Source organism: Persicobacter diffluens, from assembly GCF_036244895.1.
GTDB lineage: Bacteria > Bacteroidota > Bacteroidia > Cytophagales > Cyclobacteriaceae > Persicobacter > Persicobacter diffluens.
The window spans coordinates 2,227,588-2,244,272 of the sequence record NZ_BQKE01000001.1; the positions used below are offsets into that span (position 1 = coordinate 2,227,588).

The 16,685-nt window shown below is 40.3% G+C and carries 14 protein-coding genes and 2 tRNA genes; 13 read left to right on the top strand and 3 right to left on the bottom strand.

Annotated elements, in window-relative coordinates:
* Window positions 1-2: 2 nt before the first annotated feature.
* Window positions 3-1,154 (bottom strand): phosphopentomutase, encoded by a 1,152-nt coding sequence (locus AAA970_RS09110; RefSeq protein ID WP_338236862.1) that lies wholly within the window; start codon window positions 1,152-1,154, stop codon window positions 3-5.
* Window positions 1,155-1,165: 11 nt separating this feature from the next.
* Window positions 1,166-1,828 carry a deoxyribose-phosphate aldolase gene (deoC, locus tag AAA970_RS09115; RefSeq protein WP_338236863.1) on the bottom strand — a complete coding sequence of 221 codons (663 nt, stop codon included), beginning with the start codon at window positions 1,826-1,828 and terminating at the stop codon, window positions 1,166-1,168.
* A 246-nt stretch (window positions 1,829-2,074) separates the two neighbouring features.
* On the opposite strand from deoC, the gene AAA970_RS09120 reads away from it, so the two are divergent.
* Together AAA970_RS09120 and AAA970_RS09125 are read left to right on the top strand one after the other, a co-directional pair.
* Window positions 2,075-2,659 carry an alpha-ketoglutarate-dependent dioxygenase AlkB family protein gene (locus AAA970_RS09120; protein WP_338236864.1) on the top strand — a complete coding sequence of 195 codons (585 nt, stop codon included), beginning with the start codon at window positions 2,075-2,077 and terminating at the stop codon, window positions 2,657-2,659.
* Between the two features lie 26 nt (window positions 2,660-2,685).
* Window positions 2,686-3,375, top strand: a complete 690-nt coding sequence (locus AAA970_RS09125) for an SIR2 family NAD-dependent protein deacylase (protein WP_338236865.1) — start codon at window positions 2,686-2,688, stop codon at window positions 3,373-3,375.
* Between the two features lie 84 nt (window positions 3,376-3,459).
* Here AAA970_RS09125 and AAA970_RS09130 read toward each other — a convergent pair whose 3' ends face one another.
* Window positions 3,460-4,428 (bottom strand): IS30 family transposase, encoded by a 969-nt coding sequence (locus AAA970_RS09130; protein ID WP_338236866.1) that lies wholly within the window; start codon window positions 4,426-4,428, stop codon window positions 3,460-3,462.
* 614 nt (window positions 4,429-5,042) lie between these two features.
* Here AAA970_RS09130 and AAA970_RS09135 point away from each other — a divergent pair.
* The 11 genes from AAA970_RS09135 (at window position 5,043) to AAA970_RS09185 (ending at window position 16,673) form a co-directional block, all read left to right on the top strand.
* Window positions 5,043-5,477 (top strand): response regulator, encoded by a 435-nt coding sequence (locus AAA970_RS09135; RefSeq protein WP_060687478.1) that lies wholly within the window; start codon window positions 5,043-5,045, stop codon window positions 5,475-5,477.
* Window positions 5,470-6,696, top strand: coding sequence for a sugar transferase (locus tag AAA970_RS09140; protein ID WP_338236868.1), 1,227 nt, complete (start codon window positions 5,470-5,472; stop codon window positions 6,694-6,696). Before AAA970_RS09135 ends, AAA970_RS09140 begins: the two co-directional genes overlap by 8 nt.
* On the top strand, window positions 6,689-7,429 hold the full coding sequence (locus tag AAA970_RS09145) for a TolC family protein (protein WP_338236869.1): 741 nt from the start codon (window positions 6,689-6,691) through the stop codon (window positions 7,427-7,429). Before AAA970_RS09140 ends, AAA970_RS09145 begins: the two co-directional genes overlap by 8 nt.
* Window positions 7,430-7,440: 11 nt before the next feature.
* Entirely contained in the window at window positions 7,441-9,633 is a 2,193-nt protein-coding gene (locus tag AAA970_RS09150; RefSeq protein ID WP_338236870.1) for a GumC family protein, read from the top strand.
* On the top strand, window positions 9,612-10,817 hold the full coding sequence (locus tag AAA970_RS09155; protein ID WP_338236871.1) for a glycosyltransferase: 1,206 nt from the start codon (window positions 9,612-9,614) through the stop codon (window positions 10,815-10,817). The genes AAA970_RS09150 and AAA970_RS09155 overlap by 22 nt, the downstream gene beginning before the upstream one ends.
* Window positions 10,798-12,114 carry an oligosaccharide flippase family protein gene (locus tag AAA970_RS09160; RefSeq protein WP_338236872.1) on the top strand — a complete coding sequence of 439 codons (1,317 nt, stop codon included), beginning with the start codon at window positions 10,798-10,800 and terminating at the stop codon, window positions 12,112-12,114. The genes AAA970_RS09155 and AAA970_RS09160 overlap by 20 nt, the downstream gene beginning before the upstream one ends.
* Window positions 12,115-12,180: 66 nt before the next feature.
* Complete coding sequence (locus AAA970_RS09165) at window positions 12,181-12,849, top strand: TetR/AcrR family transcriptional regulator (protein WP_053405308.1); 669 nt, start codon at window positions 12,181-12,183, stop codon at window positions 12,847-12,849.
* The gene (locus tag AAA970_RS09170; protein ID WP_338236873.1) at window positions 12,833-14,152 is read left to right on the top strand and encodes an ABC1 kinase family protein; all 1,320 of its coding nucleotides are present in this window, start codon (window positions 12,833-12,835) and stop codon (window positions 14,150-14,152) included. Before AAA970_RS09165 ends, AAA970_RS09170 begins: the two co-directional genes overlap by 17 nt.
* 91 nt (window positions 14,153-14,243) lie before the next feature.
* Window positions 14,244-14,317: transfer RNA gene (locus AAA970_RS09175), tRNA-Ile, on the top strand.
* Between the two features lie 51 nt (window positions 14,318-14,368).
* A tRNA-Ile gene (locus AAA970_RS09180) sits at window positions 14,369-14,445 on the top strand.
* 107 nt (window positions 14,446-14,552) lie between these two features.
* Entirely contained in the window at window positions 14,553-16,673 is a 2,121-nt protein-coding gene (locus AAA970_RS09185; RefSeq protein WP_338236874.1) for a tetratricopeptide repeat protein, read from the top strand.
* The last annotated feature ends 12 nt before the right edge of the window (window positions 16,674-16,685 follow it).

Consider the following 16,685-nt stretch of genomic DNA (forward strand, 5'->3'; position numbering starts at 1 on the left):
TTTTAACTCAAAATTTCAGGGGCAAAAGAACCACTTTTCTCCTCACCCATTAAAACATGTTCAATTGTATCTGCAATATCTTTGAAGGTCTGGCGGAAGCCAATGTCCACCGCATCTACTTTTCGACCAGCCACTAAAATCGGAATATGCTCGCGCGTATGATCCGTCCCTTTAAAGATCGGGTCGTTACCATGATCTGCAGTGATAATCAATAGGTCATCTTCACGCATTGCTTCTAAAAGCTCCGGAATCCGGGCATCCCACTCTTCCAGACAATTTTTATACCCATGAACATCTCTTCGATGACCAAAATGCATATCGAAATCCACAAGATTAGTAAAAATCAAGCCCTGAAAATCTTCCTTTATCCACTCTAGGGTACGATCAATCCCTTCCTGATTATCTTTAGTAGAAACCGTATGGGTCACCCCTTTTCCGGCAAAGATATCAGAGATTTTACCAACAGCACGTACATCCTGTCCGGCGGCTTGCAGTCTCGACATCATATTATCTGCAGGCTCCAAAGCATAATCATGTCGTCCGGAAGTACGCTGGTAAGCGCCACTTTTTCCAATAAATGGGCGGGCAATCACTCGACCCACATCTAGCATCTCTCTTGCAATTTCGCAATAACGATACAAGTCTTCTAATGGCACCACCTCTTCATGGGCAGCAATCTGAAAAACAGAGTCGGCAGAGGTATAGACTATCAAATCACCGCTGGCCACATGAGCATCGCCCAATTCCATAATGACCTCCGTACCGGAAGCCACCTTATTTCCAATGGTTTTTCTTCCCGTTTTGGATTCAAACTCCTCAATAATTTCCTTCGGAAAACCATTAGGAAAGGTGGGAAAAGCCTGTTCTAAAATCTGGCCGGCAATTTCCCAGTGCCCTGTAGTAGTATCTTTTCCTTTGGAAACTTCTTTCGCCTTTCCGAAAGCTCCTTCCGGATAATCTACCGCAGTTATCCCTTTAAAATTACCCAAATGCCCCAAACCCAAACGCTCCATATTCGGAACATTCAAGCCTACCGCATCTGCAATATGACCTACGGTGTTGGCTCCCAAATCGCCGAATTCATCCGCATCAGCGGCAAAGCCCACACCGACCGAATCCAATACGATTAGTACGATACGATTAATATCTTTCATCTCGCCAGCAATTAATAGCCTGAAGTAGAAGTCTCGCCCTTCACAATTTTAATTCCGGAGCTGGTCCCTAAACGATCAACCCCCATTGCAATATACTTTTCTGCGACTTCCTTAGATCTCACACCTCCGGATGCTTTCAATTTCGCTTGTCCGTTCACCGCATCCTTCATAATCTGGATATCCTCGAAAGTGGCTCCGCCTGTTCCAAAACCCGTAGAAGTTTTCACAAAATCCGCTTTAGCTTCTACGGATAACTCACTGGCTACTTTCTTTTCCTCATCCGTAAGGTAACAAGTCTCAATGATCACTTTTAATACCCGATCACCACAAGCTGCCTTAATCTGGCTGATCTCCTCTCTTACCAAATCGTTTTTCCCATCTTTCAACCAGCCTACATTGATCACCATATCAATTTCATCTGCACCGTCCGCAATTGCCTGCTTAGTTTCAAACACTTTAGCAGCAGTAGACATCATCCCCAAGGGAAATCCAACCACCGAACACACCGCCACACCTGATCCGGCCACTTCCTGTTTGGCCAAAGGTACATAGGCTGAATTTACACAAACAGAGAAAAAGTTATATTCTTTTGCCTCTTGACACAATTGTTTGATTTGATCCTCTGTTGCATTAGCTGCAAGTATCGTGTGATCGATATATTGACTAACTTCCATAATAAATATATTTGGATTAATACATGATTGGCGCTTAGGGGATCACAGGTTATTTATCATGAAGTGAGGTGCAACGCCATAACCTTATTTTGATGAGCAAATCTAATCAAAATCTTCAGATTATATAAATTTCACTTCTTAAGATTTATTTCATAAAACTGATTTAACAACCTATTAACCTTGACTCCATTCACCTTTAATTCACTTTTATTGATTAACTTCTAAAGAAATCAATTGATTAATAAATTGGAATATTTAAATCCCCTTACCGGCCTAAATCTAACTTTATTCCCAAACTTCCTAAACAGGCGCCAATCTTCCCTCTTATTTGACATATTGGAGAATGAAATTGCCTGGGAAAAAACTCAGGTAAAAGTTTTTGGGAAAATTTATCCGGTACCACGATTAACCGCATTTCTCGGTGATGAGGGAATCCATTACAAATATTCAGGACAGATTCATGCGGCAGCGCCCTGGCTTCCTTCCCTTTTAGATATTAAAGCGCAAATTGAATCAAAAGCAGGTCAGCCGTTCAATTCAGTGCTTTTGAATCGATACAATAACGGCCTGGATAAAATGGGTTGGCATGCCGATAATGAAAAAGAATTAGGCCCGGAACCGGTGATCGCCTCTTTGAACCTTGGAGCAAGCAGACGCATGGATTTTAAGTCAAAAAAAAATCCAAAAGAAAAATACGCCATCCAACTAGAAGACGGGATGCTGCTGATTATGGGAAAGGGTTGTCAGGAACATTTTTACCACCAGATACCCGTTCAAAAAAAAATTACAGAAATCCGGATAAATTTAACTTTTCGACAAATATTGCAGTAATATCAATTGTTCAACAAATTGCAGGCATGAAGAAAAAAATAGTTGTACTATCCGGAGCCGGCATCAGTGCGGAAAGCGGATTAAAAACTTTCCGGGATTCCGATGGGCTTTGGGAAGGGCATAATGTTACCGAGGTAGCCACCCCGGAAGGCTGGGAGCGGGATCCACAGCTGGTTTTAAATTTTTATAATGAAAGGAGAAAACAAGCCAAATTAGCCCAACCAAATTCTGCCCATCGGGCTCTTCAACAATTAGAAGCAAGATATGAAGTTCAGGTCATTACCCAGAATGTAGATCATTTACATGAGGCTGCCGGTAGCTCGAATGTCATTCACCTACATGGGAACCTGTTCACCTCCCGCTCCTCCATAGATGAAAATTTAATTTTCGAAATTCCGGAAAAGGGAATCGAAATGGGCGATTTGTGCCCATTAGGTAGCCAATTACGACCCAATATCGTCTGGTTCGGAGAGGCAGTCCCTATGATTGAAGTAGCGGCAGAGGAAATTTCCACTGCAGATATCGTCATCATCATTGGTACTTCCTTACAGGTTTATCCTGCCGCCGGCCTTATTGATTACAGGCCATTAGATGCAGAAGTGTATTTAGTGGATCCCAATGCACGGCAACTACGCCTCCCCCCGCTTTTTCATGTTTTTAATGAGAAAGCTACCAATGGCATGGAGCTCATTCTGGAAAAGCTACTATTAAATTGAGTCAAGAATCGGCTTTTGTCTATTTCTTGTCAATGTAGTAAACTTTTTTCCTTGAGCACCTTTAGGTAAACTTGAATTCCAATTTTAAATGCAAGTTTTATTGATGGTGATCAAATTTTTTCTTTCACCATGAATATATTCGATAGGCGTCCAAAAATTCAATTTCTTTCTTGGGCGATTATTGAGGGTTTCTTCTACTTGGAGTACTGAATTCATTTTGATATTGTCCATTGATTTCCCTTTAGGAAAGTACTGTCTTATTAGGCCATTTGTGTTTTCATTGGTACCCCTTTGCCAACTGGCGTAAGGGTCTGCAAAGTAGGCCACACAACCAACAGAGGCTTCTAATTCTTTATGGCATGCAAATTCTTTCCCATTATCACAAGTAACCGTCTTCCAAGGTATTAAAGATCTTGAAGCCATATCTTCTAAAGCTTTCAAAACATCTTTATCTGATTTGCTTAATGCTATTCCGATCAATGTATATCTAGACCTTCTACAAACAGCCGTAACCAAAACATTTGACTTCTCCTTGGTCCCTACCACAACATCAAGTTCAATATGCCCAATCTCCGATCTATTATCAGCCTCCGTGGGTCGAATATGAATAGGTTTCCGATCTGGAATTTTTGATCCATTTTTTGAATTAGATTTCCGTTTTTTCCTTTTCCCCTTACTGATCCTAAGGTGATTAGCCAATTCAGGGACACTATAAATGAATTGATAAATTCCTTCAACTGAGATCATAGGAGTCCCTTCCTCTTTGCATCTTCCAGCTATTTGTTCTGGGCTGAAATCATTATCAATAAGAAACTTACGAATTACTTGTTCCATTTCAGGGGTCCGTTTATACGGTTCCCGATTATTTTTACGATTGGCCAGGTACTTACTATGCGCCGTATCAGCGTCGTAATACCCTTTACGACAACGCTTTATTTCTCTCCCTATAGTCGATACATGAAATCCAACTTTATCAGCAATAGCTGTTTTATTGAACCCTATTTTAACTAACGCTTCAATTTCATATCTTTGTGTCAGGGTAATCTGGGCCATTGTTATTTCTTATTTAAGTGCAATTAGATTTAAATTTCAAAGGTACCGGATACCTTTTTTTTATGCCAAATAAACTTGCACTTAAAATTAGAATCCAGGAAACAAGATCTACTTTGACCTAAATTTATCACCGCCAAATTCAGCTCACCCCCTGAGTAACTTTCTTTCAATTTGTTAATATGGGTTTCACTAATTTATCATTAACCCCAATTGGGGTAGGCTTGCTTTTCCTCATTCATCTGCTTCGCTGAAAAAAACACAAAAAAGGAACCCATTCTGTCAATTTTTCCGCCCAGCGGCTATACGAGGCTTAAAGCAGGCTCCCTCCCGGTAGAGCAGGTTAGTTTTCCCTTCCCCCTTGAAAAGTAAATAAAATAGGTTAAAACCTTACCTATGTAAATTTTTCAATCAAGCTGCAAGAACATAATAGGAAATGACCATTTCCCTTTCTTAAAAAGTCTTTGAATCCATCAGAATAGACTAACATAATATTCTTATCTATTTCCCTCTTCGATCTCGCCCACTTTTCTTTAAAAATTTATTCTTTTCCAACATTCGACAACTAACCTTTAGTTGCTTCATCAGGTACGCACTAGATATACTAAATGATGAATATGGAAGCGCTTAAAACTACTTTTCCCGGACCTGAGGCTCCTGAAAAAATGAGCATTTTAGCGATAGATGACGAAACCAGCATCAGAAAGCTATTGAATTTCACGCTTAAAGAGGAATTTCAAGTCATTGAAAAGCGAAATGGCATGGAGGCCATGATTTGGCTGGAGGATGGTAATGTTCCTGACTTAATTGTGACCGACATTGAAATGCCGGAAATGAATGGCTATACGCTGGTTGAGATTTTAAGGAATTCCGGCTTCTACAAAGAGATTCCGATTATTATGCTATCCGCCAGGGAAAAAAGTGAAGAGAGGATTAAATGCCTGGAGCTTGGCGCAGATGACTATATGATCAAGCCTTTTAATCCTCATGAACTTAAGCTAAGAATCGCAAGATTAATGGAGCATATAAAAAGATATAAATACCATGCATAATATCCCCTTGCTCACCCAGCCCAAAGCTACTGAACTCAAATACCAAATAAATTATAAACTTTTCATTTTGGGAGAACGCCTGGATCCCTTGGAATTACAGGCACAGGCGTTAAAAATTCCGCTAGCCTATTCTTCTGAAATTTCGGATATCTTTCTTGGAATAAAAGACCACATCGAAACGGAAGAAAAAGCGGTATTAATCCTGTTTGACCATCAGCCGCATGATAAGCTTGCTGATCCTCACTTTTGGGAATTAAAGGACTACTGTCAGCATAATGGCGTACCTATTATTCTGATTACAAAAGGCTTTAGGTTGAATATTCTTAACAAGGCGTTAGACCTGGGAATTGATGATGTTTTTTTTCAACCAGTGAAACTTTCTTCCCTGTTTAAGCGCATCAATTTCCTTTTTAACTTCAAGAAAAACAAACTTAACTACCTCGCCCACAACACCAATCAGGAACATGAAATCCATATATCTCCCCTGAAAAGAGCCTTTGACATTTTTGTCAGCGTATCTGTTTTGCTGGCACTGAGTCCGCTCTTGTTGGTCGTGATTTTACTCATCTACATAGAATCACCCGGACCCGTTTTTTATGCTTCTAAAAGAGTGGGTGCCGGATATAAAATTTTTGACTTCTATAAGCTTAGAAGCATGAAAATTGGGGCGGATCAACTGTTAAACAGCATTAAAAACCAAAACCAATATGCCAAAAACCACCAACAATCCTATTTTAATCACTGCGAAAATTGTTTAGAAGGAAAAGGAACCTGTAGTCCATACCTTTTCTCAAATAATGGGAAAATCTTATGTGAAAAGCATATTCAATTCCTCAAGGAAAAAGAAAAACTCAATACTTTTATTAAGGTAGAAAAGGACCCAAGGATCACTAAAATTGGCAAGTTTATCCGAAATACCTCTATTGATGAATTGCCCCAGCTAATCAATGTCTTGAAGGGGGACATGTCCATAGTGGGCAACCGCCCTTTGCCTCTATATGAAGCGGAAAAGCTGACTACCGATCAATCCTCCAAGCGATTTTTTGCTCCGGCCGGAATTACCGGACTTTGGCAAGTCAGCAAAAGAGGAAAGGGAGAAATGTCACAAGAGGAACGTATTGCCCTGGACAACGAATACGCGGAGAAAAATAATTTTTGGTATGATATGGGATTAATTCTCAAAACCATACCGGCCCTACTTCAAACTGAAAATGTTTAAAAATCTCTTTTTATTTCTTTTGGTTTTTACGCCCCTGATCTGCTATGGCCAGCATATCGAAATTTATCAGGAAAAAATCTTCAAAGAACTTCCTGATCGGGTAGCCTTGGTGGATAGTGCCCAATATCATTCTCCTTTGCTGACTATCCAAAAGATAGAGGCCGAACGCATTGAGCTGGAACTTCGCATCAATCGAAATGAAATATGGAAAGATTTTAAAGTCTTTACACAGGGGTTTTATACCAATACTACATCCGTCATTTATAATGACATCTCCAATGGACAAACCCCTGTTTATAGCGATACCCGCGCCTCTGGTTACCAGGGGCGATTGCTTTTTGGTATAAATTTTCAATTCTCCCTGATCGACCTGTTAAATCGCCCAAAACAATTGCGAAAGGATCGACTAGAATTACAACAAACCAATTTAGAATTAAGGAATGGAATCACCGAGGTACGGACCACCATATTAAGGCAATATTTTGCCCTTGGGAAAGCCCAACTGGCGCTCTCCTCTACCATCAAAACTGAAAATGAAGCTTATTACGCATACAAAAAAGGGCAGCAGGAATTTGAGGCCGGCCTTCTTCCACTCGAAGATTTGGGGAAATTAGAAAAAGCGTATTCTTCCAGTCAAACTGCTTCTGAAGAACAAAAAATGAATGTTTTGATGGAGTTTCTGGTTTTGGAAGAATATGTGGGCCTTCCTCTCATCAATTTTTATAATGAATAGGCAAGCAAAAGATGGATTTAATCAACCTCATACGGCTTCTCATTTCCAACTGGAAATACCTGGTTTTTTTACCGGTAGCGACCGCTATTGCAATTGCCTATGCGACTAAGGATGAAGTCCGCACTTACACTACTGCCTCCAAAATTTATACGGGACTAGCATCAGGTTACGATATTGAAACCCATGCTGCAGGAAATTTCAACTATAAATTATCACAGGTCATTTTTGACAATGCCATCAACCTGATCAAAGCAGATAAGATGGCCGAGGAGGTTTCCCTTCAATTACTGGCCCAGCATTTATCCATGAAGGAGGAAAATCCCTTTATTTTAAAAAATGAAAACTATAAAGAAGTCCAAAGCATATTTACTCCTGAAACCTTAAGCCAAGTAGTCCATAAAGGAAATGAAGCGGAAACATATCGAAACCTTACCAAATTCCGACATTCTTCTGTAAAAAATGAAATAACCGATTTACTCCAAAGCTCCCATCCTTACTATTCCCTTAAATCGATTAAAGGTTACAGCGTAAAACGGCTACAGGGAAGTGATTTGGTGTCTTTTGAGTTTTCAAGCTCGGATCCCGGGATTGCCCAAAACACCTTAATTTTCCTGGCCAAAGCCTTCAACCAGGTTTACAATAACCTTAAAAAACAACAAGCCGAGCAGGTAGTGGCCTATTTTGGAAAGCAGGTAGACTCCACCTATCACGCACTGAAAGGGGCAGAGCGAAGACTATTAAACCTAAAGGTAGACAATCAGATATTAGTTTTGGAAGACCATGTAAAACTCATGGAATTCAAGCGGGACGATTTACTCAACCTGAAGGAATCTTATGAAATAGAACTTTCCGCCAAAGAGGCCCAACTAAAAGCCCTGGAAGCCGGAGGTGGTGAAAATATTAAAATTAAACCCTCCAGTGAATTACTAGACATTAAAAATAAACTCGCAGAAGATAATGCCCGCCTTTCTTTAATTCAAATTACTAACCAATCAGACGATAAAGAAGTCAAATTACTCGAAAAACGTATCGCCAAAAGTAAGGAACAACTTGAGAGCTCAATATCTGAAAATCTTTCACAAAAAAGCGGTAATACGGTCGATGCCGAAGTAATCGCACTCACCATGAGCGAGGTAGAAGCTTTAAGATCCAAAATTGCTGTAACTAAAAGAATATTGGCCGACTTCTGGAATGATTATGCGAGTGTGACCGAAATGGAACTGGAAATTAAAATGATCGAGCGAAATATCTTTATTGCTCAGGAAAACTACATCCACTTGTTAACCGATTACCAAAAAGCTAAAACGAAACTCAAAAATCTCACGGTAAGCCATAGCATCAGTATGGTGGATATTCCTTTTTACCCCATCAACCCGGACCCATCCATGCGCAAGCTGATCATTGTGGCAGGATTCATGGGCATGTTCATTTTCATTGCCTCTGTAATTATCGGAGCTTATTTCATGGATTCCTCGATTACCACCATTAACAAGGCACAGCAACTTACCGGTGCCGAGGTGGTAGGAGGACTACCTCAGATGGACAAAATCGAGAAGGGAGTTGATATGGTGCAAATTAAGGAGAAACTTTCTCGTCAAATTGAAGCTGATATCCGCCAAAAACAGACCCTTGTAAAAACAAAGCCCATGCTTTTAGCTTTGGTTTCCCTTCGAGAGCAGGAAGGCAAAACCACTATTGGCTATGAAGTGGGTAAACAATTGGCTGAATACAATAAAATTCTGTTGGTTCGCAATGGCAATTCCACTTTGGAGCCCAAAAAAATAGTAAGCAAAAATCTGGAACCCTGGTATTACCAGAAGACGAAATCGCTGCATCAGTCTAAAGACTTCGACAAATTTTTAGAAAATCCCTATATACAAAATGAATATGATTACGTCATTCTGGAACTCGGAGCGATCTTAAATTTCGAATATCCTATACAGCTTTTGGCGAAGGCTCACCATAGCTTCCTAATCATCGATGTCCATCGTAGCTGGTCCAATGCGGACACTAAAGCCATCGAAAAAATCAAGCAATTGGAATCGGTTCAGTTTGATATCCTGTTGAACAACATCAATCTTTTTGAAATAGAAAAACTCATTGGGGAAATCCCCAAACAGCGATCAAAATTTAGGGCCACTGTAAAATCGATTCTTCAACTTAAACTAAAAAGCAAAAAGTTTTGGGTAAAAAACAGCCAGTAATCATTTGTATAGGCTTCCCTTCCTGGGACACCAATTACACCAAATCCACTATGGAATTAATGAAGGTCATCAGTTCCCAAATACCCGTGGTCTATGTTAATTATCCTTTTACAATGATTGATGTTGTAAGGGGAATATTGGGCAAGAAAAAATTACCCCTGACTGAAATTCTAAAAAATCCACACCAAAAAACCTTTCAATATGATAAAGGAGAGGTCACGGTACTCTATCCGCCTCCATTTTTACCCAACCAATTTTTGTCCAAGGGAAAATGGTTCGATTACTTTTCCCGTATTAATGCCCGGATGCTCACCCGCCGACTTGAAAATCACCTCACGAAATGTGAACTTCAGCCGCTGGCCGTTATCAATGCCTTTAACCCATTTGTAGGCGCTTATTATCCGGAAGACTTTCAAAAGAAATACCCCCAATACTATTACTGCTATGATGAAATTAAGCTCACCCAATGGTCGGGGAAACATGGGGGCTATCTGGAAGAACAGTTTTTAATGCAAACAGCGGCGCACTTCTTTAGCTCAAAACCGCTTCTACAAACAAAATCAAAAAAAGAAATCCCAGCCTTTTTGGTACAAAATGGGGTGGACTATGACCTGTTCCATCAGGCCTTTTGTCGGGTGTCGGACCGAAGCAGCACGCCCTCCGCTTTCTATATTGGCGCGATCGATGACCGCCTGGATTACCCCCTACTTGCTGATTTAATAGGGCAACTCAAACACTGGAAATTTCACTTTTTTGGACCGATAAAATCTGAACATTTTCAACTGCTATTGGCTCAGAATAAAAACCTCCATTATGAAGGAAATATGGACGCTCAGGAAATTCCGGCCAAAATCCGAGATTTTCATATTGGACTTATTCCTTTTGTCCATAATGATTTCACCAAAAATATTTACCCACTCAAAATCAATGAATACCTCGCAGCAGGGAAACAGGTGGTCAGCACTGACTTTGGGGACCTGAAAGATTTTGAGCAAACAATTTATATTAGCCAAAACAGAGAACAATTCGCATCGGCTTGTCAAAAAGCCATGGAAGAATTGACTGAGGAACGCATTGCTAAAAATGCCGCCTTTGCGGCGAACAATAGCTGGCAACACCGGGGGGCGGTATTCTTAGAGTCGATAATGCAATTAGCCAAACAGCATGAGCAAATTCCTTATTAACCGATTTAAAAACTCCACCAATTTTGGTGCTCTATTATCCAATGGCTTGTTGGCAGGGATGCGTTTGCTCAATTTCACCCTGCTCGCCAGAAGCACTTCAAAAACCGATTTTGGGATTTGGATCATTTACCTGACCACGGTGAACTTTGTAGAAATGGTTCGGTTTGGCCTTCTGCGCACAGCCTATGTAAAATATACCAGTGGTTTGGAAAAGGTAGACAGGGATCCTATTGAAGGGAGTAGTTGGATATTGGCCATCCTGTTTTCCGGCATCGTATTTTTAGCTTGTCTTTTATTGTTTTGGTTGCCCCTAGAAGTGTCCGAAGGTTTTCAATATTTCTTCTACTATTATCCGCTATATTCTTTAGTGATCCTGCCTTTTCATTATGCTACTTTCCGCTTCCAGACTTATCGAAAGTTTTTTCACATTTTCCGAATCACTCTGGTACAAACCGGCCTGTGGGCCATTTTACTTTTGTATCATTATTTTCAACCCCAATCCATTCAATGGCTTATCAGGGCGCATTTATCCGCCTCTTTTTTATCAGGATTAGTGGCTCTGCTGGGAGGATGGTCCAATGTATTAGCCATCAAAAAAGCTGAATTTCAATGGATCAAAAGATTATTAGGTTTCGGGAAATTTTCAATCGGGACACTCATAGGCTCCAATCTGTTAAAAAGTGCCGACACCTATTTAATTAATTACTTTTTAGGGCCTGCAGCCACCGCCTTATATAATATTCCTTTACGGCTTACCGAAATGCTGGAAATCCCATTGAGGGCACTCGCACAAACTGCCTTGCCCAAGATCTCCAAGGCCGCCAACCAAAATTCCAAAACCGAAGTCAGCCAGTTATTTGCACAATACACTACCTTCGCCTCCATCATTTATTTTCCAATGCTTCTGCTTGCTTTCCTGCTCGCCCCCTGGTTAGTAGAATTTGTAGGGGGAGCCGCTTACAGGGAAACCTACCCTATTTTTAGGATTTTTCTCGTGGCTGCTATCTTCCTACCCTTGGATCGTTTTACCGGCATCACCCTGGATGCCGTAAACCTCCCCCAAATCAACCTCAAAAAAGTGGTATTGATGGCTTTATGCAATGTCATGGGCGATGTGCTCATTCTTCTATTCTTGCCTCAACTCAACTGGGTAGCCGTTGTGACGATTAACACCCTGTTTATCGGCATGCTTTACGGCATTCATCAATTACGCGCCCTCAAAATCATTGACCGACAGCACCTATTCCATTTTTGGTTCAAATACAGCCAAAGGATTAAAAGTCTGAAAAATGGTTAAACAGAAGGAACCTGTTTACTCTACAGAGAGTCTGAACTAATATCTTGAAATTTCAAAAAATTCATCATGGCCAAGAAAGTCATTAACAAGGAATCGATAATTCAGGCTTATATGGACTATTACCTTACGGAGGGCAAAGAACCCGCCTCGGTTTACCATTTTGCCAAAGAAATAGGGAGTTCAGAAGAAGAATTCTACAAGCATTTTAACTCCTTTAAGGGCATCAATAATTTCATTTGGAAAAGTTTCTTTGAAAATACCATTGAGGGAATTAAATCTGAAGAAGTCTACGAAACCTATTCTGTCAGAGAAAAATTACTTTCCTTCTATTTTACCCTGTGTGAAGTGTTAAAAAAGAAGCGCAGTTTTGTGAGTGCCAAATTTCCCCAAAACCCTAAAGAATTCTTGCAGGCAGCATACTTAAAAACCTTTAAGGATGCTTATCTAATCTACGTTCAGGATTTGGTTCAGGAAGGCATGGATACCGGCGAAATACAATCCAGAGGAAAGGTGAACAACAAATACAAAGAAGCGCTATGGGCGCAATGTGTATTCCTGATTGATTTTTGGATAAAAGATGAAAGTGAAAATTTCGAATCCACCGATGCCGCTGTAGAGAAAACCGTCAATCTTAGTTTTGAATTGATGGGTGCATCAGCCCTGGACTCCATTCTGGATTTCGGGAAATTCTTATTTCATAACCGAGACAAATATTCGCATGAAAGAGCAAAATAAAATTCCGGTAAGTAAAGTTGAGCGCGCTTCCAAATTCATGAAGGCCGGTGTGAAGGTAGGTGGAAATTATATTAAGCATTATGCGAAAAAAGTAATTTCCGGTGATGAAACCGATAAAGCTGATTTAAATGAAAATAATGCCAAAGCCATTTATGGATCCTTAAGTGAGCTTAAAGGAAGTGCGCTTAAGGTCGCGCAAATGATGGCCATGGATAAAAATTTATTGCCTACGGCCTATCAAAATCAATTTGCCATGGCGCAATACAGTGCGCCTCCACTCTCCTATCCATTGGTGGTAAAAACTTTTCAGAAATATTTTGGCAAAAGTCCTGTCCAGATGTTTGACAAATTTTCCCAGTCCGCCTTAAATGCCGCCTCCATTGGTCAGGTACATGAGGCTTATGCGAATGGGAACCGCCTGGCGGTAAAAATCCAATACCCCGGAGTGGCGGAATCCGTCAGCTCTGATTTAAGGATTGCGAAACCCCTTGCGGCAAAACTTTTTGGGCTATCCAATGCAGAAGTGAGCCAGTATATGGGAGAAGTTGAAGAAAAGTTACTGGAAGAAACAGATTATGACCTGGAACTCAAGCGGTCTCAGGAAATCACCGCCGCCTGTGCTCATATTGAAAATGTAATCTTCCCCAATTATCATCCGGAGTTTTCCTGTAAAAGGATTTTAACCATGGATTGGATGCCGGGAGCACATTTGAAAGAATTCCTTCAGCAAAACCCCAGTCAGGAAGTAAAAAATAAAATTGGGCAGGCCTTGTGGGATTTTTACGATTTCCAGATCCACTCCCTTCAGCAAGTGCATGCAGATCCGCATCCGGGCAATTTTCTGATGCAAATGAACGGAGATTTAGGGATTATCGACTTCGGCTGTGTGAAAGTAATTCCCGATAAATTCTATCAGGCTTACTTTAGTTTATTAGCTAAAGACCTGGTGAAAAATGATGAAATCCTTGAGAAGCTCTTATTCGATTTGGAGTTCCTATTTCCAGAGGATACCCCCGATGAAAAACGATTCTTCAGTGACATTTTCCGGGAGATGATCCAATTATTAGGTAAGCCCTTCCATTTTGAGGAATTCGATTTTAGTGATTCCCAATATTTCAACCAGATCTACGATTTAGGGGAAAGAATAAAAAATATGAAGGAAATCAGAAAATCAAGGACGGCAAGAGGTTCCCGCCACGGTTTATACATTAATCGAACCTATTTCGGACTTTATAACCTCCTACATGATTTAAAGGCTAAAATTAATACAAAGACGCTCAGCAAATTAGCCCTCATCGCCTAAAAAAGGCGAAAAAATATCATTTTGGTATTTGGCGTTACCGTAAAATTGCCCTAATATTGCAGAGCAAAACGGCAGTAATGCCTGCATTGCAGGGCCTATAGCTCAGTTGGTTAGAGCTTCTGACTCATAATCAGGAGGTCGCTGGTTCGAGCCCAGCTGGGCCCACTTCCGTCTTCTTAGACAATAAAAATCTTTCGAATGTTATTCATACATTCAGGGCCTATAGCTCAGTTGGTTAGAGCTTCTGACTCATAATCAGGAGGTCGCTGGTTCGAGCCCAGCTGGGCCCACCAACCGCTTCAATATTTGAAGCGGTTTTTTTATATCCAAAGTTGAAAGCTACCAATTATTAGAATTTATTGGGTATTTTTTTTATATTCCCGATGATAATTTTTTGATAATGCGCTGTATTCTTTTCCTACCAACTTTTATCATCTTTTTCCTCTTTGCCCTCCCTTCTTTTGCGGAGGAATACCTTTCTGAGGAAATGTTTCTAAAAAAACTACAATCTACCAATGATAACTATGAAAAATCATATTACCTGGTAGGCCTGGCGCAACTACATTGGGAAAAGAACCCGTCGCTTACAATCAAATATGGAAAAGAAGCTTTAAAATATGCCGAGGCAAGTAATAACCCGGAAAGAATCGCTTTCGCCCTCAACTGTGTCGCCTATGGGCAACAAAAGAAGGGATTCAGAGCACAAGCTTCCAAAAATTTTCACCGTGCTTTAATTGTAGCAGAAAAAGCCCATTTAAATATTCTCAGGGCTAAAATCCTGAATAATCTGGGCGCCATGGAAAAGGATGATGGCCGGGTCAATATTGCCAAGGATTATTTTGAACAAGCCTTGGAAATGGCCGATGAAGACACCAGAATCTCCCTATTGAATAATCTTGCTTCCTGTTATATTGTATTAAAAAGATATGAAGAGGCCGAGAAATTACTTCAAACCTATTTAGACTATCAGGAAATGGTGGAGGACACCCTTTATATGGGGATCGCCATAGGCAATATCGGAGACATATATCACGCTCGGGGACAATTCGATATTGCCAAAGAAAAATATTTACTTTCCCTTCAATATGCCGAAAAAGTAAATGATCACTACGGGATGGTCTTTATAAAAAATTCTTTAGGGGATATTGCGATCCGAAAACAAGAATACACGCTGGCAACCTCCATTTTCAAGGAGGCGGAGCAAATTGCCAAAAAGCATCAATTTCAATCTTTAGAGCTGGACGCAAATCTGGGACGAGCGGAAACCTATGCCGCTAGACAAAATTATAAAAAAGGCTATCAAATGCTTTGGGCGCAGATTCAGTTAAGAGACTCTTTATATAATCAAAATCTGATTAGCGAACTATCAAAAGTTAAAACTTCCTACGAATTAGAAAATAAAACTTTGGAGCTTGAAGCTGCAAACCGAAAAAACGCCCTTCTTGAAATGGAAAGGAAAAATCATTTATTGGTCATGTGTCTGACCTGGGGAATTTTTATGATTGGTCTTATTATTTTTTATCAATTCCGAAAGAAACAAAAGGAAAAGGATAATTTATTTAAAATCATACAAGAAAGTAAGAATGAAATCGAAGCGCAAAATGAAGAATTAATTGCCTCCAACGAGGAAATAGAAGCGCAGCGATTCCACCTTTCAGAAGCTAATCAAAAATTGGAGCAGGCCAATCTGGAAGTGGAGAAAAAATCAACGGACTTACTTAGTTCCATCCAATATGCAAGAGGAATTCAGGAGGCCATATTGCCTAATGACGCTAAATTGAAGGCCTTATTAGGCAATCATTTGATATTTTTTCAACCCATGCAAATTGTGAGTGGTGACTATTTTTGGCTAGAAAAAATCGAGAATAAAATTTTCTGGGCCGTCATAGATTGTACAGGCCATGGTGTGGCCGGTGCTTTCATGTCCATGACCAGTTTCAGTTTATTATACCAAATCATAAATGTGGAGAAAAATGACCAACCCGCTAAAATTCTCCAATTGCTCAAAAGAAGATTGGAAAAAATCCTCCACCATAATAACCCCAACCGAAATGAGGGATTGGAAATCGGGCTTTGCGTCATGGACCTGGAACAAAATCAATTAGAATTTTCGGGCTCTTTTCAGCGTTTATACATTTATGAAGAACAGGTCGGTCTATCCAAATTCCCTGGCGACCGCACTGCCATTGGTGGTAGCTTCATCTCTAAAAATATCTTTGAGCAGCACAAAATCATACTCAATGAGCGCCAAACCCTTTACATGATGACCGATGGCCTGCAGGACCAATTTGGAGGACCAAGAGATCAAAAATTTCTAATTAAAAACCTGGAACTGCTCCTCATTGACATTCAGGGGCTTGATTTAAATGAGCAGAAAAAAGCTATTGAACAAAATTTCAATGAATGGAAAGGCCAGCAGGCGCAAACAGACGACATTCTGTTGATGGGAATAAAATGGAAAAATATTATGGCCGCCAACTTCAACAAAGAAAGCATTTTAAACGATAGTTTACACCGCTAAGGTGGACCACTG